This is a genomic window from Variovorax paradoxus (assembly GCA_016806145.1).
Lineage (GTDB): Bacteria > Pseudomonadota > Gammaproteobacteria > Burkholderiales > Burkholderiaceae_C > Variovorax.
On sequence record CP063166.1, the window covers coordinates 3,987,368 to 4,008,681 of the forward strand.

The 21,314-nt window shown below is 68.6% G+C and carries 17 protein-coding genes and 1 pseudogene; 12 read left to right on the forward strand and 6 right to left on the reverse strand.

From position 1 onward, the window contains the following. Nucleotides 1-103: 103 nt before the first annotated feature. Nucleotides 104-1,370: pseudogene (urtA, locus tag INQ48_18770) on the reverse strand (urea ABC transporter substrate-binding protein). Between the two features lie 226 nt (nucleotides 1,371-1,596). On the opposite strand from urtA, the gene INQ48_18775 reads away from it, so the two are divergent. Both INQ48_18775 and INQ48_18780 read left to right on the forward strand, forming a co-directional pair. After that, nucleotides 1,597-5,058 carry a response regulator gene (locus tag INQ48_18775; GenBank protein ID QRF55444.1) on the forward strand — a complete coding sequence of 1,154 codons (3,462 nt, stop codon included), beginning with the start codon at nucleotides 1,597-1,599 and terminating at the stop codon, nucleotides 5,056-5,058. Next, on the forward strand, nucleotides 5,030-5,941 hold the full coding sequence (locus INQ48_18780; protein ID QRF55445.1) for a response regulator transcription factor: 912 nt from the start codon (nucleotides 5,030-5,032) through the stop codon (nucleotides 5,939-5,941). Before INQ48_18775 ends, INQ48_18780 begins: the two co-directional genes overlap by 29 nt. Nucleotides 5,942-5,953: 12 nt before the next feature. Here the strand turns inward: INQ48_18780 and tadA are convergent, their stop codons facing one another. Then, nucleotides 5,954-7,846: a Flp pilus assembly complex ATPase component TadA gene (tadA, locus tag INQ48_18785; GenBank protein QRF55446.1), complete on the reverse strand. Its 1,893-nt coding sequence runs from the start codon at nucleotides 7,844-7,846 to the stop codon at nucleotides 5,954-5,956. Between the two features lie 128 nt (nucleotides 7,847-7,974). Continuing rightward, a complete protein-coding gene (locus INQ48_18790) occupies nucleotides 7,975-8,913 on the reverse strand; it encodes a LysR family transcriptional regulator (protein ID QRF60794.1) in 939 nt (312 codons plus the stop codon). 124 nt (nucleotides 8,914-9,037) lie between these two features. Here INQ48_18790 and INQ48_18795 point away from each other — a divergent pair, with 124 nt between their 5' ends. Genes INQ48_18795 through INQ48_18830 form a run of 8 tightly spaced genes read left to right on the forward strand, consistent with a single transcriptional unit; the run spans nucleotide 9,038 to nucleotide 16,051 of the window. Then, nucleotides 9,038-10,285 carry a pyridoxal phosphate-dependent aminotransferase gene (locus tag INQ48_18795; GenBank protein ID QRF55447.1) on the forward strand — a complete coding sequence of 416 codons (1,248 nt, stop codon included), beginning with the start codon at nucleotides 9,038-9,040 and terminating at the stop codon, nucleotides 10,283-10,285. Between the two features lie 37 nt (nucleotides 10,286-10,322). Beyond that, on the forward strand, nucleotides 10,323-11,141 hold the full coding sequence (locus tag INQ48_18800) for an ABC transporter substrate-binding protein (protein QRF55448.1): 819 nt from the start codon (nucleotides 10,323-10,325) through the stop codon (nucleotides 11,139-11,141). 27 nt (nucleotides 11,142-11,168) lie between these two features. Then, on the forward strand, nucleotides 11,169-11,867 hold the full coding sequence (locus INQ48_18805) for an amino acid ABC transporter permease (GenBank protein QRF55449.1): 699 nt from the start codon (nucleotides 11,169-11,171) through the stop codon (nucleotides 11,865-11,867). 3 nt (nucleotides 11,868-11,870) lie between these two features. Further along, entirely contained in the window at nucleotides 11,871-12,632 is a 762-nt protein-coding gene (locus INQ48_18810; protein ID QRF55450.1) for an amino acid ABC transporter permease, read from the forward strand. A 2-nt stretch (nucleotides 12,633-12,634) separates the two neighbouring features. Further along, on the forward strand, nucleotides 12,635-13,426 hold the full coding sequence (locus INQ48_18815; GenBank protein ID QRF55451.1) for an amino acid ABC transporter ATP-binding protein: 792 nt from the start codon (nucleotides 12,635-12,637) through the stop codon (nucleotides 13,424-13,426). A gap of 5 nt (nucleotides 13,427-13,431) precedes the next feature. After that, a complete protein-coding gene (locus INQ48_18820; protein ID QRF55452.1) occupies nucleotides 13,432-14,109 on the forward strand; it encodes an RraA family protein in 678 nt (225 codons plus the stop codon). Continuing rightward, nucleotides 14,106-15,068: a hydroxyacid dehydrogenase gene (locus INQ48_18825; GenBank protein ID QRF55453.1), complete on the forward strand. Its 963-nt coding sequence runs from the start codon at nucleotides 14,106-14,108 to the stop codon at nucleotides 15,066-15,068. Before INQ48_18820 ends, INQ48_18825 begins: the two co-directional genes overlap by 4 nt. Continuing rightward, nucleotides 15,065-16,051 (forward strand): tripartite tricarboxylate transporter substrate binding protein, encoded by a 987-nt coding sequence (locus INQ48_18830; protein ID QRF60973.1) that lies wholly within the window; start codon nucleotides 15,065-15,067, stop codon nucleotides 16,049-16,051. Before INQ48_18825 ends, INQ48_18830 begins: the two co-directional genes overlap by 4 nt. 1 nt (nucleotide 16,052) lies before the next feature. Here INQ48_18830 and INQ48_18835 read toward each other — a convergent pair whose 3' ends face one another. Together INQ48_18835 and INQ48_18840 are read right to left on the reverse strand one after the other, a co-directional pair. Beyond that, nucleotides 16,053-17,549 carry a diguanylate cyclase gene (locus INQ48_18835; GenBank protein ID QRF60795.1) on the reverse strand — a complete coding sequence of 499 codons (1,497 nt, stop codon included), beginning with the start codon at nucleotides 17,547-17,549 and terminating at the stop codon, nucleotides 16,053-16,055. A gap of 119 nt (nucleotides 17,550-17,668) precedes the next feature. Continuing rightward, nucleotides 17,669-18,637: a tripartite tricarboxylate transporter substrate binding protein gene (locus INQ48_18840; protein ID QRF55454.1), complete on the reverse strand. Its 969-nt coding sequence runs from the start codon at nucleotides 18,635-18,637 to the stop codon at nucleotides 17,669-17,671. A 239-nt stretch (nucleotides 18,638-18,876) separates the two neighbouring features. Between INQ48_18840 and INQ48_18845 the strand changes: the two genes are divergently transcribed. Further along, entirely contained in the window at nucleotides 18,877-19,323 is a 447-nt protein-coding gene (locus INQ48_18845; GenBank protein QRF55455.1) for an SRPBCC family protein, read from the forward strand. 11 nt (nucleotides 19,324-19,334) lie between these two features. Here INQ48_18845 and INQ48_18850 read toward each other — a convergent pair whose 3' ends face one another. After that, the gene (locus INQ48_18850) at nucleotides 19,335-20,234 is read right to left on the reverse strand and encodes a LysR family transcriptional regulator (GenBank protein ID QRF55456.1); all 900 of its coding nucleotides are present in this window, start codon (nucleotides 20,232-20,234) and stop codon (nucleotides 19,335-19,337) included. Between the two features lie 108 nt (nucleotides 20,235-20,342). On the opposite strand from INQ48_18850, the gene INQ48_18855 reads away from it, so the two are divergent. Next, nucleotides 20,343-21,254, forward strand: coding sequence for a hypothetical protein (locus tag INQ48_18855; GenBank protein QRF55457.1), 912 nt, complete (start codon nucleotides 20,343-20,345; stop codon nucleotides 21,252-21,254). Nucleotides 21,255-21,314 lie beyond the last annotated feature (60 nt).

Below are 21,314 nucleotides of genomic sequence, written 5' to 3' on the forward strand. Positions count from 1 at the left end.
GGATGGGGGCATGCGGCGATGGCAATGGGCACGCCGCTTGCCCCCACCCCTGCCCTCCCCCAGAGGGGGAGGGAGAAAGGCAAGAAGGCAGGCCGTTGGGGGATTACTGGTAGCCCTTGGGGAACGGATCCGGCTTGATCAGCTCGGCCGACTCCGCCACCACCTTGAAGGTCCCGTCCGGCTGCCCCTGGCCGATGCGCGCCTTGCTCCACAGGTGATGGTTCGCGTCGAGCTTCACGTAGCCTTCGGGCGCGGTCTTCAGTTCGATGCCCGGCGAGCCGGCCACCACCTTGTCGACGTCGAAGCTGCCGGCCTTCTCGACCGCGGCCTTCCACAGCCACGGGCCGAGGTAGCCGGCCTGCGTCACGTCGCCGATGACCGCGTCCTTGCCGTACTTGGCCTTGAAGGCAGCCACGAACTTCTTGTTGTTCTCGTTGTCGAGCGACTGGAAGTACTTCATCGACGAATAGAAGCCCGCGAAGTTCTCGCCACCCACGCCGGTCATCTCGTCCTCGGTCACGGCCAGGGTCAGCAGGAACTGCTTGTCGCCCGTGATGCCCGCGGCCTTGAGCTGCTTGTAGAAAGCCACGTTCGAGCCGCCCACCACGGCCGCGAAGATGCAGTCGGGCTTGGCGACCTTGATCTTGTTGATCAGCGAGTTGAAGTTGGTGTGGCCCAGCGGGTAGTACTCCTCGCCCTTGACCGAACCCTTCTGGAAGTTCTCGATGTGCTTGCGCGCGATCTTCATCGAGGTGCGCGGCCAGATGTAGTCGGAGCCGACGAGGAAGAAGGTCTTCGCCTTCTTCTCCTTCGCGCCCCAGTCCAGGCCCCAGATGAATCTGCTGCGTCGCTTCCTGGCCCGTGTAGATCACGTTCTTGCTCTGCTCCAGGCCTTCGTAGAAGGTCGGGTAGTACAGGAGGCCGTTCTCCTTCTCGAACACCGGCAGCACGGCCTTGCGCGATGCGCTGGTCCAGCAGCCGAAGACGGCCGCGACCTTGTCGTTGACCAGCAGCTTCTTCGACTTCTCGGCGAAGGTCGGCCAGTCGGAGGCGCCGTCCTCCTTGATGACCTTGATCTTGCGGCCCAGGATGCCGCCCATGGCGTTGATCTGGTCGATCGCGAGCTGCTCGGCCTGGATCGAGCCGGTCTCCGAGATCGCCATCGTGCCGGTGGACGAATGCAGCTGGCCCACCGTCACCTCGGTGTCGGTCACGGCGAGCTTGGTGGTGTTGACCTTGGCCGTGGGGAACTGGCCCTGGCCGAAGCTCAGGCCGCTCAGGCCCATCACGGGCAGCGCGGCGGCGCCTTGCAGCAGGCGGCGGCGACGCAATGCCAGGGCATCGAGGGAAAGATCGGAATCACGCGACATCGAAGAACTCCAGCAGGTTGAGGAAAGTACAGGCCGCGCACCATCGAAGTGCGTCGGACGGTGCGGCTGGCACCATGGCTGGAACTTTAGAAATCACTGGCCGCTGCGCGAATACGTCATTCAACGTAGCGGCACGCGCATCGCCTGCCCGCAGACTCGCGGGACCGACGACGACGCGCGGGGACGCACGGCGGGCACGGAGCGCTTCTTGCAATGCAGCTGCACCATGCCGCCGATCCCCTCGCCGTCGCCGTCTCCACGAGACACCCCGATGCCTTCCGTCAATTCCGTGAGCGGGCAGAAGATCTTCCGCATCCGACGCGACTACAACGCCTGGGTCGCGAACGAGACGCTGGAGGACTACGCGCTGCGCTACACGCCGCGCAGCTTCCGCAAGTGGTCGGAGTTCCGGGTCGCGAACGCGGCCTTCGGCGCCACCTCCTTCCTCGCGCTCGAGGCCATCGGCGGCGCCATCGCGCTGAGCTACGGCTTCTCGAACGCGCTGTGGGCGATTCTGGTGGTGGGGCTGATCACCTTCCTCACCGGTCTGCCGATCTCCTACTACGCCGCGCGCCACGGCGTCGACATGGACCTGCTCACGCGCGGCGCCGGCTTCGGCTACCTGGGCTCCACCCTCACCTCGCTGATCTACGCGAGCTTCACCTTCATCTTCTTCGCGCTCGAGGCCGCCATCCTCGCGCTCGCGCTGCAGATGTACCTCGACTGGCCGCTGTGGCTGCTCTATCTGGTGTCGTCGCTGGTCATCATTCCGCTGGTGGCGCGCGGCATCACGCTGATCTCGGGGCTGCAGCTGTGGACGCAGCCGATCTGGATCGTGCTGTTCGTCTGCCCCTTCGTCGCGGTGCTGTTGAAGAAGCCCGAGCTCTATGCCGACTTCACCGGGCTCGTGGGCCGGGTCTCCAACAGCAGCGGCTTCGATCCGCTGATGTTCGGCGCCGCCGCCACGGTGGCCTTCTCGCTGGTGGTGCAGATCGGCGAGCAGGTCGACTACCTGCGCTTCCTGCCCGAGAAGACGGCCGCCAACCGCGCGCGCTGGTGGACCGCGGTGCTGGTGGCCGGGCCGGGCTGGATCGTGCCGGGCATGCTCAAGATGATGGGCGGCGCCTTCCTGGCCTTCCTCGCGCTGCAGCACGAGATCCCGGCCAACCACGCGATCGAGCCGACGCAGATGTACCTCACGGGCTTCGCCTACGTGCTGCGCGACCCGGCCTGGATCCTCGGCATCACGGTGCTGTTCGTGGTGGTCTCGCAGATGAAGATCAACCTCACGAACGCCTACGCCGGCTCGCTGGCCTGGTCGAACTTCTTCGCGCGGCTCACGCACAGCCATCCGGGCCGCGTGGTGTGGCTGGTGTTCAACGTGGTGATCGCGATCCTGCTGATGGCGCTGGGCGTGTTCGCCGCGCTCGAGCACGTGCTGGGCTTCTACAGCAACATCGCGATCGCCTGGGTCGGCGCGCTGGTGGCCGACCTGGTCATCAACAAGCCGCTGGGCTGGAGCCCGAAGACCATCGAGTTCAAGCGCGCCCACCTCTACGACATCAATCCCGTGGGCCTGGTCGCCACGCTGGTGGCGGCGGCGCTCGCGATGCTGGCCTACTCGGGCGCCATCGGCCAGTGGGCGCGCTCCTTCTCGCCCTTCATCGCGCTGGCCACCGCGCTCGCGGTCTCGCCGCTTTTGGCCTGGCGCACGCGCGGGTGCTACTACCTCGCGCGACGCGACATCGCGCACTGGACGCCGGGGCAGATCGTGAAGTGCTCGGTCTGCGACAACGGCTTCGAATCGGAGGACATGGCCCACTGCCCGGCCTACAGCTCGCCGATCTGCTCGCTGTGCTGCACGCTCGAGTCGCGCTGCCACGACCGCTGCAAGACCGACTCGCGCGCGGCCGAGCAGATGAGCGGCTGGCTGCAGTCGCTGCTGCCGCCGGCGCTGTCGGCGCGGCTCAACTTCCGCGTCGCCCACTACCTGATGGTGGCGGCCTCGCTGGTGGCGCTGCTGGCCACGGTGATGGGCGTGGTCTATGCGCAGGAGGCGATCACCGGCGCCAGCGCCGTCGACCCGCGGCTGCGCGATGCCTTCCTCAAGGTCTTCACCCTGCTGTCGCTGGTGGCGGCGGTGGCGGCCTGGTGGGTGGTGCTGGGCAGCGAGAGCCGGCAGATGGCGCAGGAGGAATCGAACCGCCACAACCACCTGCTCACGGTCGAGATCGAGGCCCACCAGCGCACCGATGCCGCGCTGCAGGCCGCCAAGGAAGCGGCCGAGGCGGCCAACCAGGCCAAGACGCGCTACGTGGCCGGCATGACGCACGAGCTGCGCACGCCGCTCAACAGCATCCTGGGCTACTCGCAGATCCTGCTCAAGGGCGACGCCGCGCTGCCGCCGCGCGAGGCTGTGCAGACCATCCACCGCAGCGGCGAGCACATGCTGGGACTGATCGACGGCCTGCTCGACCTGGCGCGCATCGAGGCCGGCCGGCTGCAGCTCGAGCCGGCACCGCTGGCGCTGCCGGCCTTCCTCGACCAGGTGGTGCACATGGTGCGGCCGCAGGCCGAGAACAAGGGCCTGGCCTTCGTCTACACCCATGCCGGGCGGCTGCCGCCCTGGGTGCATGCCGACGCCAAGTGGCTGCGCCAGATCCTCATCAACCTGCTGACCAACGCCGTGCGCTTCACCGACAGCGGCACCGTCACGCTGCACGTGGACGCGCGCCGCGAGGTGCTGCGCTTCGACGTGATCGACACCGGCATCGGCGTGGCGCCGCAGGACCACCAGCGCATCTTCCTGCCCTTCGAGCGCGGGGCCGCGGGGCGCCGGCGCGGCGAGCCCGGCACCGGGCTGGGCCTCACGATCACCGGGCTGCTGACCTCGCTGATGGGCGGCGAGCTCAAGCTGGCCGACACCTCGTCGGCCGGCAGCACCTTCAGCGTGCGCGTCTACCTGCGCGCGGTGGCCGACCCCGGCCCGCAGGCCAAGGCCGGCGCGCTGCGCCAGCCGGTGTCGGGCTACCTCGGCGAGCGCCGCACGCTGCTGGTGGTGGACGACCAGCCGGTGCAGCGCCAGATGCTGGCCGGCATGCTCGCGCCGCTGGGCTTCGAGGTGCGCGAAGCCGCGAGCGGCACCGAGTGCCTCGACAGCCTGCGCGAGGAGCTGCCCTCGGCGATCCTGCTCGACCTCAGCATGGACGACCTCGACGGCTGGCAGACCGCGAGCCTGGTGCGGGCCTCGGGCTTCGATGCGCTGCCGATCATCATCGTCTCGGCCAACATGTTCGAGAACCAGGCCGAGCGGCTGCGCGCCGCGGGCTGCCAGGCCTTCGTGGGCAAGCCGGTGATCGAGTCGGAACTGATCGCCACGCTCGAGCGCCACCTCGGCCTCGAATGGCTCGATGCCGCCGACGCGCTGCGCCCGCTGGCCGACGAGGAGCTCGCGCCCGTTCGTCCACCCCGGCTGCTGCTCGGCGAGGACGAGCGCGCCGAGCTGATGCGGCTGGTGCAGATGGGCCACGTGCGCGGCCTGCACCAGGCGCTCGACCGGCTGGCCGCCCGCTCGCCGGGCGCGTCCGCCACCTGCACCTGGCTGCGCGGCATGGTCGCGCGCTTCGAACTCGACTCCCTCCGCAAGGCCCTCGCCGAAGATGCTGACACCCTCGCCTCCCCTTCCTGAAGCCGAACGCCCCGTGGTGCTGGTGGTCGACGACGCCCCCAGCAGCCTCGGCATGCTGTGCGACACGCTCGAGGCCAGCGGCTACACCGTGCTGGTGGCGGCCGACGGCGAATCGGCGCTGCAGCGGCTCGCGCTGGTGGTGCCCGACGCCATCCTGCTCGACGGCATGATGCCCGGCCTCTCGGGCTTCGAGACCTGCCGCCGCATCAAGGCCGACGCGGCGCTCGCGCACATCCCGGTGATCTTCATGACCGGCCTCTCGGAAACCGCCGACGTGGTCGAGGGCTTCGAATGCGGCGGCGTCGACTACGTGGTGAAGCCGATCCGCGCGCAGGAGGTGCTGGCGCGCCTGCACACCCATGCGCGCAACGCCCGCATCACGCGCATGGCGCGCGACGCGGTCGACGTGGCCGGCATGGGCGTGGTCTTCGTCGATGCGCGCGGGCGCATCGCCTGGCGCTCGCCGCAGGCCGGCCTGTGGCTGCATGCGCTGGGCGAGGCGCGTGCGCCGGGCCTGCTGCCGCGCGCGCTCGAGGCCGCGCTGGCGCCCGGCGCCACCCTGGGCGTGGTCACCGCGGCCGGCATCCGGCTGTCGGTGCGCAACCTCGGCGCGGCCGCCCTGGGCGAGACCATGCTGCTGTTCGCGGTGCAGCGCGAGGGCGCGGGCGGCGCCTCGTCGGCGCGGCTGGCCGAGGCCGCGCTCACGCCGCGCGAGACCGAGGTGCTGTCGTGGCTCGCCAAGGGCAAGACCAACCGCGACATCGGCGAGATCCTCGGCACCAGCCCGCGCACCGTGAACAAGCACCTCGAGCACATCTTCGAGAAGCTCGGCGTGGAGACCCGCGCGGCCGCGGCGGCACTGGCCAGCGGTCGATTCGACTGACGCGTTCTTTCTCTAGGCGTTGCTGGTCGCGCGCACTTCCTCGATCGTGGTCTGGCCGGCCAGCACCTTCTCGATGCCGTCCTGCCTCAGCGTGCGCATGCCTTCCTTCAGCGCCGCCTGCAGCAGCTCCTCGGCGCGCGCCCCGCTCTGCACCAGCCGGCGCAGTTCCTTCGACACCGTCATCAGCTCGTGCACGCCGACGCGGCCGCGGAAGCCCGTCTTCGCGCAGTGCTCGCAGCCCGCGCCGCTGTGCAGGTGCAGCCGCCCGTCGCGGCCGAAGCGCTGCAGCCAGCCGGCCAGCGTGGCCCGCCGCCGAACGGGGATTTCCTCGGGCGGGAAAGCGTGCAGGTAGTCGGCCAGCAGTTCCTCGATCGCTTCCTCGCTCGCGGGCGCGCTGCGCACGCAGTGGCCGCAGATGCGGCGCACCAGCCGCTGCGCCAGCACCGCGAGCAGCGAGTCGGCGAAGTTGAACGGGTCCATGCCCATGTCAAGCAGGCGCGTCACGGTCTCGGGCGCGCTGTTGGTGTGCAGGGTCGACAGCACCAGGTGGCCGGTCAGCGAAGCCTCGATCGCGGTCTTCGCGGTCTCCTCGTCGCGGATCTCGCCGACCATGATCACGTCGGGATCGGCGCGCACGAAGGCGCGCAGCGCCTTGGCGAAGGTCCAGCCGATGCGCGGATTGATCTGCACCTGGCGCAGCCCGTTCTGCGTGATCTCCACCGGGTCCTCGGCGGTCCAGATCTTGCGCTCGGGCGTGTTGATGTGCATGAGCGCCGAATGCAGCGTGGTGGTCTTGCCCGAGCCCGTGGGGCCCACGCACAGCACCATGCCGTAGGGCCGTTCCACCGCGTACGTCAGGCGCCGCAGGTTGTCGGGCGACAGGCCCAGCGACTGCATCGGCAGCGGCTTGGCCGAGGCCAGGATCCGCATCACCACGTCTTCCAGGCCGTTGTTGGTCGGGATGGTCGCCACGCGCAGCTCGATCTTGTGCTGCGGCGAGTACTTGGCGAAGTTGATCTTGCCGTCCTGCGGGTTGCGCTTCTCGCTGATGTCGAGGTCGCACATGATCTTCACGCGCGCCACGATCGCGTTGCGGTAGCTCGGCGGCAGCTCGAGGTAGGTGTAGAGCAGCCCGTCGCGGCGGAAGCGGATGCGCGTCTTCTCCTGGCCCGGGTAGCTCTCGATGTGGATGTCCGAGGCGCCGTCGCGGTGCGCCTCCTGGATCATGCTGTTGATCATGCGCACCAGCGAGTTGTCCGACTGCTCGATCGGCGACTCCACCGGCGCCGGCGCGGGCCCTTCCTTCTCGAGCGTCTGCAGCAGCTCGGTGGTGCCGGTCAGGTCGAACTCGATCGGGCGCATCGGATCGAGGTGGGCCGCGCCGCCGCCGCCGTCGGCCGCGTCGCCGATCTTCTCGTAGGCCGCGCCCAGCACGCTGTCGAGGTCCAGGCACTGGCCCACGACCGGGATCACCTTCATCTGCGCGACGAACTGCACCTCGTCGATCACCGAATAGCGGCTCGTGGGATCGTCGATCGCGATCACCAGCCGCCCTTCGTGCAGCATCAGCGGCATGACCTGCAGCCGCCGCGCCACCGCATGGCCCACCTTGCGCAACGCCTCGGCCGTCGCCGGAAACACGTGCAGGTTGACCAGCGGATAGCCCATCTTGCGCACCAGCGCGGTCTGCAGCTGGCCATGGCTGACCGCGCCCATGCGCACCAGCGTCTCCCCCAGCGGCACCTGCGGCTCGCGGCGCTGCTGGCGCAGCCCGGCGGCGAGCTGGTCGCCGGTGATCATGCCCAGCGCGACCAGCGCCTCGCCGATCCGCGTGATCGGCATCCGGCTCTGCGCGCCGAGCGCGCGCACGAGCTGCTCGGGCAAGGTGACTTCGGTGAATGACATGGCTTGTTCTTTTCCTGTTGGGTGTGGCGGGCGCGCCGGTGGCGATGCGTTCGCGGCGCGCGGATGCGAGATCGTAGAGCGCCGCGCGAGGGCCCGCCACCCGGCGGGATTGCTGAGTACGCAAGTGTTCAACGAGGCGACGATCCCGCGCCTTCGGCAGCGGCCGGCGCGGAGATATCGAACATGCGGCTGAAGTCGCAACACTCCTGCGAGAGCATGACGATCGAGGAGATCAGCGTGCTGCGCTGGTCGCCCTTGTACATCGCGATGTAGGTCATCTTGGGCGGCGCGGGCGTGCAGGGAATGACCATCAGCGAGCCATTGGCCACCATGGGTGCCAGGCACTCCTCGGGCATGCAGCCGATGCCCAGGCCGGACATGGTCAGGCCCATCATCGCCACCAGGTTGTTCACGATGATCACGTCGGTCGGCTGCACGCCCAGCGACTTCATCCAGCTGTTGTGCGCAGTACCGGCCCCCGACCTGCTGCCCTGCAGCAACAGACGGCGCGATGCCAGCTCATGCAGCCTGAAGCTCCGGTCCGCCTCGACGAAGCCGGGCTTGCACATCCACACGCTCGAGAACGCCCCCACCGCGTGGCTGCGCAGGTGCGCTTCCGCGTACACGTCGGGCACCAGCACCAGGTCGAGCTCGTCGGCCAGCAGCTTGTCTTTCAGGTTGCCGCTCGCGTCCACGTCGGGCTCGATGGTGACCTTGGGGTAGCAGCGCTGGATCGCGTCCACCAGCCGGTGCAGCCATGTCATGGCGGTGAACTCGGTCACGCCGATGCGCACGCGGCGCTCGATGACCTCGGGCCTGCCGATCTGGTCGATGGCCGCGTCGCGGTGTTCGAGCAGCTTCTTCGCCAGCACGAACATCTGCTCGCCCTTTTCCGTGAGACGCGCGGTGCGCTGGGTGCGATCGAAAAGCTCGAGGTCGAAGCCGGCTTCGAGTTCGTGCACGCGCTTGGACACGGCGGAGGTCGAAGTGTGCAACTTGTGTGCGGCCTGCGAGAAGCCGCCCGACTGCACGACCCAGTACAGGGCCTCCAACTGCTTGAACGTCATCATGGTCAGGCAAAACCCTAAACGGTTTCCTTTTTTTCCACAGAATCCTCGGAAAAAATTCGCGTTTTGAAATTTTAGGCAACTTTCACAATCCCGCCATCGAATTGATCCGGGGTCCGTGTCCATGGTTGCTCTCAGTCCCAACGCCCACCTCGGCAACAGCCTGCCGGGCACCTTGTTGGCCCATCGCCTCAACGGCGTCAAACCGTCTCCGAGCATGGCGGCGAAGACGCGCGTCGATGCCCTTCGCGCGGCCGGCCGCCGCATCGTCGACTTCACGATCGGCGAGCCCGACTTCCCGACACCACGCCACATCGTCGAAGGCGGGGTCACGGCCCTGCTGGCCGGACAGACGCGCTACACGGCCTCCAACGGCACGCCGGCCCTGCGCCAGGCGATCACCGACAAGCTGCGGCGGGAGAATTCGCTGGCCTACGAGCCCGGCCACATCGCCGTGGGCAACGGCGCCAAGCACGTCATCTACAACGCCTTCGCCGCCACGCTGAACGAGGGCGACGAGGTGATCGTTCCCGCGCCCTACTGGGTGTCCTACCCCGACATGGTGGCGCTGCATGGCGGCACGCCCGTCGTGGTGCCGTGCAGCGTCGCCGAGGGCTTCAAGCTGACGCCCCGGGCCCTCGAGGCGGCCATCGGCGAGCGCACGCGATGGCTGGTGCTCAACACGCCCAACAACCCGACGGGCGCGGTCTACACGCGCGACGAACTCGCCGCGCTCGGCGCGGTGCTCGAACACCACCCGCGGGTGTGGCTGATGACCGACGAGATCTACGAGCATTTCGTCTACGGTGGCGCCACGCACGTGTCGCCGTTGAACGTGATGCCCGGGCTGGCCGACCGCACGCTGGTGATCAACGGCGTGTCCAAGGCCTATGCGATGACGGGCTGGCGCATCGGCTACGGCGCGGGGCCGGCGCCGCTGATCAAGGCCATCACGATGCTGCTGTCGCAGAGCACCTCGTGCCCGGGTGCCATGAGCCAGGCCGCGGCGGCCATCGCGCTCGACGGGCCCCAGCACACCGTCGCTGAAGCCGCCGCCCTGTTCGAAACGCGCAGGGACCGCATGGTGCAGATGCTGCGGACGCTGCGGGGCTTCGATTGCGCACCGCCCGACGGCGCGTTCTACGTGTTCCCCGGCGTGGCCGGACTGATCGGACGGCACACACCGGCGGGGCAGCGTCTTTGCTCCGATGTCGACGTGGCGCTCTACCTGCTGGAGCGCTCCGGCGTCGCCACGATCGACGGCACTTCGTACGGCATGCCCGGCCATCTGCGCATGTCGTTCGCCACCGGCGTCGATGTCATCGAGCAGGGTGGCGAACTGCTGCGCGCCGCGGTGGCCGAGCTGAGCTGAGCTTCATTCCCTTCACAGACCTTCCAGGAGCAGTCCCATGAGAAAGACCGCATCGACATTGATCGCAGGCGCATGCCTCGCCTTGCTGGCCAACCTGGCGTGCGCGGACCAGCTCGCCGACATCAAGTCCAGGGGCGTGTTCGTGTGCGGCACGCTGGGCACGGCGGAGCCGTTCAGCTTCTCCAATGCGCAGACGCGCGAGGTGGAAGGCTACGACGTGGACTTCTGCAAGGCCCTGGCCAGGTCGCTGGGCGTCAAGCTGGAGCTCAAGCTCATCTCGGTGGCCGCGCGCATCCCCGAACTGCAGCAGGGCCGCGTCGACGCCGTGATCGCCAACCTGGGCTGGAGCGCCGAGCGCGCCGAGCAGATCGCCTTCAGCCAGCAGTACTTCGCCAGCGAGCAGAAGGTGGCCGCCCGCAAGGACAGCGGCTTCACCACGCTGAAGGACCTGAGCGGCAAGCGCGTGAGCGCCGTAAAGGGCTCCAGCTCGGAGCTGCTGGTGCGCAAGGCGATTCCGGGCGCCACCACCATCACCTTCCAGGACCCGCCGAACGCGTTCCTGGCCATGCAGCAGGGCAAGGCGGACGGGTTTGCCGTGTCCGAGCTCAACCTCGTGAAGTTTCGCCAGCAGTCCGAGAGCACCGTGCCCATCGTCGCGCTCGAGCCCTCGCTGGTGCTGGAGCCGTGGGGCATCGGCATGCGCAAGGACGAGGCCGCATTCATCAGGCAGGTGAACGACACGCTGGAGGCCATGGAGAAGTCCGGCGAGGCACGGCGGATCTTCGACAAGTGGCTGGGCACCGGCACGGCCTACAAGATGCAGCGCGGCTTCAGGATCGAGCCCATCAAGGGCTGACGGACGCCATGCAAGAAAGCGCATGCCGTGGGTAGCAAGCTCGATTTTTCCGTGCTGGGGCGCGGCGACTATCCGCAGTGGATATGGCACGGGGTGCTCACCATGTTCGAGCTCACGGCGGCGGCATGGCTGTTCGCCATGGCGCTGGGCACGCTGCTCGCGGTGGTACGCATGTCGGACAGCCGCGTGGCGAAGGCTTGCGTGGCCGGCTATGTGGAGTATCACCAGAACGTGCCGATGCTCGTGCAGGTCTTCCTCTGGTACTTCGGCATGCCGGCGCTGCTGCCGCATGCGGGACAGCAGTGGCTCAACGCGCACGACAGCGAGTTCCTGCTGGCCTTCATCTCCATCGGCCTGTGCATGGCGGCCTATGTGTCCGAAGGCCTGCGCGGCGGCATCCGCTCGATTCCCAAATCGCAGCTGGAGGCCGCGCGCGCCATCGGCCTGTCGTACCTGCAGGCTTCGCGCCTGGTGATGGTTCCGCAGGCGTTGCGCATCGCCCTGCCCACGCTGGTGAGCCACACGGTGCTGCTGTTCAAGAACACCAGCCTCGCCATGACGGTCGGGCTGGCGGAGCTGACCTACGTCACGCGCGAGATCGAAAGCCAGTCGTTCAGGACCGTGGAGGTCTATCTGCTCTCGACGGTGATCTACCTCGGCGTATCGCTGCTGATCATGACGGTCGGCACCGGCCTGGAAAACCGCTACCGCATCCGCGCGAGGTAAGCCATGGACAGCATCCTTTCCATCCTGCGCGAATACGGCATGCTGCTGCTCGTGGGCCAGTACCCGAACGGCCCGCTCGGCGGCCTGGCCATCACGCTGCTGCTCTCCGTGCTCGGCCTGGCACTGGCCTTTCCGTTGGGCGTGGCCATCGCGCTGGCCCGCATGAGCGCCTTCGCCTGCCTGCGGCTTCCCGCACTGGCGGTGATCTACGTGGTGCGCGGCGTGCCGCTGGTCATGTTCATCTTCTGGGTCTACTTCTTCGTTCCGGTGCTGACGGGCCGGACGGTCAGCGGCTTCACGACCATGGTGGTCACGCTGGTGATCTACCAGGCGGCCTACCTGGCCGAGATCGTGCGCGCCGGCATCGAGGGGCTGCCGAGCGGGCAGGCCGAGGCGGCACGTGCCATCGGTTTGAACTACCGCCAGGCCATGACGAAGGTGGTGCTGCCGCAGGCGCTCTACAACATGGTGCCGGCGCTGGTCAGCCAGTTCGTCTCCACCATCAAGGAAACCTCGCTGGGCTACGTGATCAGCGTGAACGAGCTCACCTTCGCGGCCAACCAGATCAACAGCTCCTTGATGACGCAGCCGTTCCAGGTGTATTTCGTGCTCGCGGCCATCTACTTCTGCCTGTGCTTCTCGCTCACCCGGCTGGCCCGCTGGCTGGAGCGCCGCATCGCCGCGCGCCGCGAGGGGGATGCCGCGGCCGCACGCGCCACCGCCTCCGCGGCCATCCCGTCCGTCGCTCCCCAACAGGCCGCATGACCATGTCTTCCAGCAGTACGCCCCTGATCGCCTTCGATCTCGTGAACAAGTGGTATGGCGACTTCCATGCCCTCGACGACATCAGCGCGGAGGTCCGCAAGGGCGAGGTCGTGGTCGTGTGCGGACCTTCGGGCTCGGGCAAGTCCACGCTGATACGCACCGTGAACCGGCTCGAGAACATCCAGGGCGGAACCATCCGCTTCGACGGCAACGACGTGCACGCGCCTTCGATCGACCTGAACCGCTTCCGCAGCCAGGTCGGCTTCGTGTTCCAGAGCTTCAACCTGTTTCCGCACCTGTCGGTGGCGCAGAACATCATGCTCGGCCCGGTCACCGTGCGAAAGCACAAGCGCCCGCAGGCACGCACCCGCGCGCTCGAGCTGCTCGAGCGCGTGGGCCTGGCGTCGAAGGCCGACGCGTTCCCCGGCCAGTTGTCCGGCGGCCAGCAACAGCGCGTGGCGATCGCGCGCGCGCTCGCCATGGATCCGCCGGCCATGCTGTTCGACGAACCCACGAGCGCCCTCGACCCCGAGATGGTGGGCGAGGTGCTGCAGGTGATGAAGTCGCTGGCGCGCGACGGCATGACCATGATGTGCGTGACGCACGAGATGAACTTCGCGCGCGAGGTCGCGGACCGCGTCTGGTTCATGGACCAGGGCCGCATCGTGGAGACGGGTCCGCCGGGCGAGTTCTTCTCGAAGCCCCGCAGCGAGCGGGCGCGGACCTGCGCTCGCACTAGCGGACCCGCCCGCCCGACATCGCATCGAACCGACTTTCAACCTGCCGATTGGTGATATCCATGAACAACGGACTCCGCATCCTCCATCGCCGCCGCGCCGTCGAGCTGGACCTCGCACGCCGCTTCCTCGAGGTTCCAGTGGCCAACGTGAGCGACTGCATGTCGCGCATGACCGCCGGCGGACCGCGGCTGCGACCGATGCACTCGGGAGGACGCATGGCCGGCCCCGCCTTGACGGTCAAGACCCGTCCCGGCGACAACCTGATGATCCACAAGGCACTGCAGCTGGCCACGCCGGGCGACGTGATCGTCGTCGACGGCGCGGGCGACCTGACCAACGCGCTCATCGGGGAGATCATGGTCGGCGAAGCCGTGCACCGGGGCCTCGGCGGATTCATCGTGAATGGCGCCATCCGCGATGCCGGCGCCATCCGCGCGGGCACGCTGCCCGTCTATGCCGCGGGCGTCACGCACCGCGGCCCCTACAAGGACGGCCCCGGCGAGATCAATGTGCCGGTCGCCATCGATGGAATGGTCATCGAGCCCGGCGACCTGGTCATCGGCGACGACGACGGCTTCCTCTGCCTGCCCTACGACGACGTGGCCGAACTGCTGGCCGCGGCGAACAGGAAGCAGCAGATCGAGAACAAGATGGTTGCCGATATCCAGGCCGGCACCTTCGATCGCTCGTGGGTGGATGCCACCCTGACGCGCCTGAACTGCTTCATCGAGCCATGAATCGCGCACCCGACCTCCCCGCCTCGCCGGGGAAGGCCAAGGGCACCATCCTCGTCACGGCACCGAGGATTCACGAAGACGCCATGGCGCTGCTGAGCGAGTACCGGGTGATCCAGACCGGCACGACGGTCAGCGAGGACGAACTGGTCGCGATCTGCGCCAGGGAGGAACCGGTGGCGATCCTCGCGCGCTACGGCATCTTCAACGAGCGCGTGTTCCGTGCCTCGCCACGGCTCAAGGTCATCTCGCGCCATGGCGTCGGCATGGATTCGATCGACATCGCCGCGGCGCAGCGGGTCGGCGTCGCGGTCGAAGCGGCGATCGGCTCCAACAGCCAGGCCGTCGCGGAACACGCGATCGGCCTGATGTTCGCCTGCGCGCGCAAGCTTGCCTGGCTCGACCAAAGGATGAAGCAGGCCCGGTGGGACAAGGAAGGCTATCTCGGCCTCGAGCTGCAGGGCGCGACGCTCGGCGTGATCGGCTGCGGCTCGATCGGTGGCCGTGTCGCGGCCTTCGCGAAGGCGCTCGGCATGAAGGTCCTGGTCTGCGATCCGTATCTCGGCGAGCACCTCCTGCCGGCGGACACGGTGCGGGTCGAGCTCGAGAGCCTGCTGCGGCGCTCGGACGTCGTGTCGCTGCATTGCCCGCTCAACGACGAGACCCGCGGCATGCTCGATGCGTCCAGGCTCGCGCTGCTCAAGGACAAGGCCATCGTCATCAACACCGCGCGCGCGGGCCTCTTCGACGAGGCCGCCATGCAGCAGAAGCTGCGCGACGGAGGCATCAGCCTGGGCCTCGACTGCTTCGTCCAGGAGCCCCTGCCGGCCGACTCCGCATGGCTCGATGTGCCGAACGCCGTGCTGACACCGCACGTGGGCGGCACCACCGACGGCGGCATGCGCGGCATGGGCGTGGGCGCGGCCCGCAACATCCTCAGGCATCTCAAGGAAAAGACGTGATCGAAAGCTTCAAGGCCCCACGGCGCTGGCTCTGCACTTTTTTCGCCGCCATCGGCCTGGCCCATGCCGGCGCCCATGCGGAGCCGGCGTTTCCCCATCGCGCGATCACCCTGATCGTGGGCTGGACCGCCGGCGGGTCGGCCGACAACGTCGCGCGGCTGGTCGCCATGCGTATGTCGAGCGTTCTCGGCCAGCAGGTCATCGTCGACAACCGGGCGGGTGCCGGCGGAAACATCGGCTCCGATCTCGCGGCGCGCTCGAAGGCGGACGGCTACACCATCATGCTCGCGACCGTCGCTTCGCACGGATGGAACTCGGTGCTCTATCCCGGCCTGAACTACAAGCCCATCGAGGACTTCGCGCCGATCGGCCTGATCAACACGTCTCCGAGCACCATGCTCGTTCCCACGGACTCGCCGTACAAGACGGTGCGCGACGTGATCGCGGCCGCGAAGGCGCGGCCCGGAAAGCTCGACTACGGCTCCGCGGGCGTCGGCTCGTCGCAGCACCTGGCGGGTGCGATGTTCAGGAAGATCAGCAACACCGACGTCATGCACATCCCGTTCAAGGGCGTCGCTCCCGCGCTCACCGAACTGATGTCGGGACGTGTCGACTTCGTCATCTCGACGGGCGCCATCCCCTTCATCAAGACAGGCAAGCTTCGCGCGCTGGCCGTGGCGGCGCACCAGCGGCTGCCGGGCTTGCCCGACGTGCCGACCTTCGACGAAGCGGGCGTCCCGGGCTTCTACACCGACAGCTGGTACGGGCTGGTGGCCCCCGCGGGAACGCCTCGGCCGGTGCTGGAGACGCTCAATGCGGCGTTGAACAAGTCATTGCAGGACCCGGAAGTGCAACGGCTCTTCGTCGAGCAAGGCGCGTTCCCGTCCAAGGGCATGACGCCCGATGCCTTCTGGTCCTTCGTGAGGAAGCAGATGCCCGAGGCCGCCGAACAGGTTCGAAATTCGGGCGCGAAGCTCGATTGACCTAGGCTTTGGGCTCCGCGTTCGTGCACACCCGATTGCGCCCGCCCGACTTGGCCACGTACAGCGCCTTGTCGGCGCCGCGCACCAGCTCCTTCGGCTGCGCGGCGCCGGCCTCGGGCCGCAGCGCGTCGACGCCCGCGCTCAGCGTGACGAAACCGTCGGTGGCGCCGGCATGCTCGATCTCGAGCGCGCGCACCGCGGCGCGGATGCGCTCGGCCAGCAGCGCGGCGGCCTCGACGTCGGTGCCCGGCAGCAGCACCGCGAGCTCCTCGCCGCCATAGCGCGCCGCGAGGTCGCGGGGCCGGCGCGCCGCCACGTTGGCGATGGTGCGGCAGATCTTCTGCAGGCACTCGTCGCCGGCCGTGTGGCCATAGATGTCGTTGTACTGCTTGAAGCGGTCCACATCGAGCAGGATCAGCGCCAGCGTGCTGGCGTCGCGCATCGCGCGGCCGAACTCGGTGTCGAGCGTGACGTCGAACTGGCGGCGGTTGGCGAGGCCGGTCAGGCCGTCCTCCATCGCCAGCGTGTTGAGCGTCTTGTTGAGCGCCTCGAGCGCGTCGCGCGCGCGCAGCAGTTCGGCCTCGGTGCGCGTGCGCATCTCGATCTGGCGCACCAGCCCCAGGCCGACGAAGGCGACCACGGCACTGAGCGCGAGCACGCCGCCCGAATGCCAGAAGGTGTCCTTCCACCAGCCGGCGAGGATCTCGTCCTTGGACATCGCCGCGCCCACGAACAGCGGGTAGTGCTCGAGCCGCCGGAAGCTGTTGAGCCGCAGCACGCCGTCCTGCGCCGACTTGATGTAGGCGGTGCCGACCGGCCCGTTCTCCTTGTACGAGGTGAACAGCTGCGAGCCGCGCATGTCGCGCCCCACCATCTCCGGGCCGAAGGGGCGGCGGACCATCATGGTGCCGCTCTCGAGGATCAGCGCCGCGGCGCCGCCCTTGCCGATGTCGAGGCTGTCGTAGAACTTGAGGAAGAAGTCGACGTCGATGCTCGCGAGTGCCACGCCCGCGAAGCTGCCGTCGGCATGGTCGATGCGGCGCGACACCGGGATCAGCAGCTTGCCGTTGGTGCGGCTCTTCACCGGGATGCCGATGTGCGGGCCGCGGTCGGGATGATCGCGGTGGAAGACGAAGTACTCGCGGTCCGCGTTGTTGAGCTTCTGCGGCACCGCCGCGCGCGAGTTGGCGACCCAGTTGCCGTCCTGGTCGTAGACGTGCAGCGCGTCGAGCTGCGGCAGCTCGGCCACCTGCGCGGCCAGCACCCGGCGCAGCCGCTCGACCTGCACCGGCCCCGTGCCCTCCTGCTCGATGCGCTCGACCACGCCGACCAGCACGGTGTCGGCCTGCTTGATCGTGTCGTCGGCCTGCTGCGCCAGCGCGCGCGAGAGATTGGCCGTCGCCACGCCCATCTGCTCGAGCAGCACCGTGCGCGATTCCCAGCTGTGCCAGATGTCGAGCGCCACGAGGGCGAGGCACACGGCGGCCACGAAGGCCATCGTCCGGACGGCAATGGAGAGGCGTTGGAACACGGGAACCCTGGCGGCAGTGAAGGCGGCAGGATTCTCGCCGGTATCGGGCTTTTCGGCGCGCCGGCGGCGCCCCGGTCAGGCAGCGGTCAGGGTGCGAGTCCCGCCGTCTTCACGACCGTTGCGTACTTGCCCGCTTCCTCGGCGACATAGGCACCGAACTGCGCGGCATCGCGCGGATCGGGTTCGGCGCCGATGTCGCGCAGCCGCTGCGCCAGCGCCGGGTCCTCGAGCACCTTGGCCATCGCGGCCGAGAGCTGCTGGCGCAGCGCCGGCGGCAGCTTCGCGGGCGCGAACACGCCGAACCAGGCACTGACCTCGAAGCCCGGCAGCCCGCTCTCGGCCACCGTGGGCACCTCGGGCAGCAGCGGGCTGCGCCGGCTGCCGGTCACGGCCAGCGGCTTGAGCTTGTGGGTGGCGATGTTGGGCAGCGAGGTGGTCTGCAGGTCGAACATCAGCGGCACATGGCCCGCGAGCACGTCGGCCAGCGCCGGCGCGCTGCCCCGGTAGGGCACGTGCAGCAGCTTGAGCTTCGCGGCCGAGGCGAGCATCTCGCCGGCCAGGTGGTTCGAGGTGCCGGGGCCGGCCGATGCGTAGCTGATCGAGCCCGGAGCCTGCCGGGCCGCCGCGAGCAGCTCGGCCACGCTGCCGAAGGGCGCGCCCGGATGGGCCACCAGCACGAACGGGATCGATGCCAGCGCGCTGACCGCCACGAAGTCCTTCACCGGGTCGTAGCCGACCCGGGTCATCGCCGGGTTGATCGCCTGCGAGCTCACCGTGCCGAGCAGCAGCGTGTAGCCGTCGGGTCTGGCTTCGGCGACGAAGCGCGCGCCGATCGCCGTGCCGGCGCCGCCCTTGTTCTCGATCACCACCGGCTGCCCGAGCCGGACCGCCAGCTTCTGCCCCACCGTGCGCGCCAGGATGTCGGCCGAGCCGCCGGCCGGATAGGGCACGACCAGTGTCACCGGACGATCGGGAAAGCCCTGGGCCAGGACCGGCCCGGCGATGCCGGCGGCAACGAGCAGCAGGCCCGCGAGCAGCGTGCGAGGGAGATTCATCGGGGGGACTCCATGTTGGGAACCGCATGGTGCGAACGGGGGCGGCGGTCTGTCCAATACGTTCACTGGCCGGCGTTCATATATGAAATGAATCACCGGGCCGCCGAGGTCCGGCGCCGGCTACAGTGAATCCCGCCGCTTCGAAAAAATTTCTTCGGATGCGTGTCGATCCGTCCGGCGCTCGTCCGTCGTGTCAGTGGAGGGCCGTCCTCCGCACCACTTCACCAGGAGAACACACCATGGCTACCCAGACCGTCCGCCTGCACCGCGTACTGCGCGCCCCGCCCGAGCGCCTCTACCGCGCCTTCACCGAACCCGGCGCCTTCGAGCGCTGGCTGCCGCCCTTCGGCTTCACCGGCAAGGTCCACCAGATGGAGCCGGTGGTCGGCGGCAGCTGGCGCATGTCCTTCAGCAATTTCAGCTCGGGGCACGGCCATTCGTTCGGCGGCAAGTACCTCGAGCTGGTGCCGGGCCAGCGCATCGCCTACGACGCGACTTTCGACGACCCCAACCTGCCGGGCACGATGAAGACCACCGTCACGCTGACCGCCGTGTCCTGCGGCACCGACGTGGCGATCGTGCAGGAGGGCATTCCCGAGATGATTCCGGTCGAGATGTGCTACCTGGGCTGGCAGGAGTCGCTGGTGGCGCTGGCGCAGCTGGTGGAGCCCGACATTCCGGGTTGAGGCGACCGGGCTCAGTGCCCCTCCACCGCCTTCCTCGCCACCGCCAGGAACGACTGCACCACCGGGTTGTCGTTGCCGCTCGCATGCGCGAACACCAGGCTGTAGGTCGGCGGCGGCCGCGAGCCGGCGATCTCGAGGAAGGCGACGTCGGCCATCGCGAGCACGCGCATGGCAGCCGGCACCAGCGCGATGCCCAGGCCGCCCGCGACCAGCGTGAGGATCGACTGCATCTGCGCGGCCTCCTGCACCACCTTCGGCAGGAAGCCCGCCGCCTGGCAGGCACCGAGCAGCGCGGCGACGAAGCCCGCGCCTTCCGCGGCCGGGAACGAGATGAAGGATTCGGCCGCCAGCGCCTCGATCTTGACCGAGCGCTGCGCCGCCAGCGCATGGCTGCGCGGCACGGCGATCACGAACTTCTGTGCCTGCAGGTCCACCAGCACCAGCCCGCGCGATTCGTAGACCGGGCCCACCACCAGCGCGAGCTCGACCTCGCCCTTGCGCAGGTCCTCGAGCTGGCGCGCGGTGGTTTCGGCCGTGAGCCGCAGCTGCACGGTCGGATAGTCGTGCTGGAAACGCTTGAAGATCGCGGGCAGCACGTCGAGCGCGGCGCTCGGCACGAACGAGAGCCGCAGCGAACCCTCCAGCCCCTGCGCCGCGCGGCGCGCGCGCTCGCCCGCCGCCTGGGCCTGCTGCAGCAGGCGCTGCGCGTCCTTGTGGAAGACCTGGCCCGCGGGCGTGAGCCGCACGTGATGCCGGCTGCGGTCGAAGAGCACCGCGCCGAGCTGCTCCTCGAGGTTGCGCATCGCCACGCTCAGCGGCGGCTGCGACATGTGGAGCCGGATCGCGGCGCGGCCGAAGTTCAGTTCCTCGGCCAGCACCACGAACTGGCGCAGTTGTCTGAATTCGAACATGGGCGTGGAGATAGCTGCGGCGAATGACGAACCACTTTAAACAGTATTGGATGTATGAGCGCGGGCTTCCTAGCATGGCCTTTCCCCCACCCACGACGGACACCGCCCATGCAAGCCTCGCTGCTCGAAGAGATCCCTTCCGTGCCGAACCCCTATCCCGTGGTCTCGAAGGTCAAATACCCCGAGGTCTGGCGCCTGTGCACCCAGGCGCGCGAACTGGCCTGGGACCCGGTGGCCGACATCGACTACAGCGACCTGCGCGAGGCCGAGCTGCCGCCCGAGGTGCGCCAGGCCGGCGCCGAATGGTGGAGCCTGCGCGCCTGGATGGAGCACGGCGCCACGCCCTATGGCGCCGAGCGGCTGCGCGAGGCGATCTTTGGCCACCAGCCCTTCGAGATCAAGCAGCACATCACGAACTTCATCGCCGAGGAGTTCCGCCACCACGAGGCCAGCTTCCGCATCGCCGAGCACCTCGCGGCCTACGAGCCCACGCCGCGGGCCGACTACTTCCGCGACATCATCCCGCGCTTCCACGACGAAAAGGACGAGAAGGCGATGAGCTTCTTCGCGGGCCTCTCGGTCAACACGCTGTTCGAGCAGCTCTCGGGCGAGCTGCTGCAGGCGCGCTACGAGAACGCGCGCTTCGGCTCGATACGCGAGGCCTGCCGGCTGATCCTGCGCGACGAGGCGCGCCACATCCAGTTCGGCCGCATCATCATGCGGCGCTTCTTCAGCGAGCTGCCGGCCGACGAGAAGCGCACCATCGGCGAGAAGGTCGCGAAGAAGCTGCGCGGCAGCCTGCTCAACGGCGTCTACGCGGTGGTCAACCTGCCCGAGGACGAACGCCGGCGCTCGGGCCGCAACCGCGCGCTGGCGGCCGACCACGGCCTGGGCGCCACCCATCCCGACGAGGAGATGGGCATCATCAAGCGCGGGGTCGACAAGATCCGCGAGGACATCGGTGCCTATGGCGTCGAGATCCCGTTCATTCCCGAACTCGACGGCGCGGTGCATCGATGACGAGCGCCGGCTTCCTCGGCGAGGCGCGTCCGGCCTCGACCTTGCTCGTGGTGCAGGCGC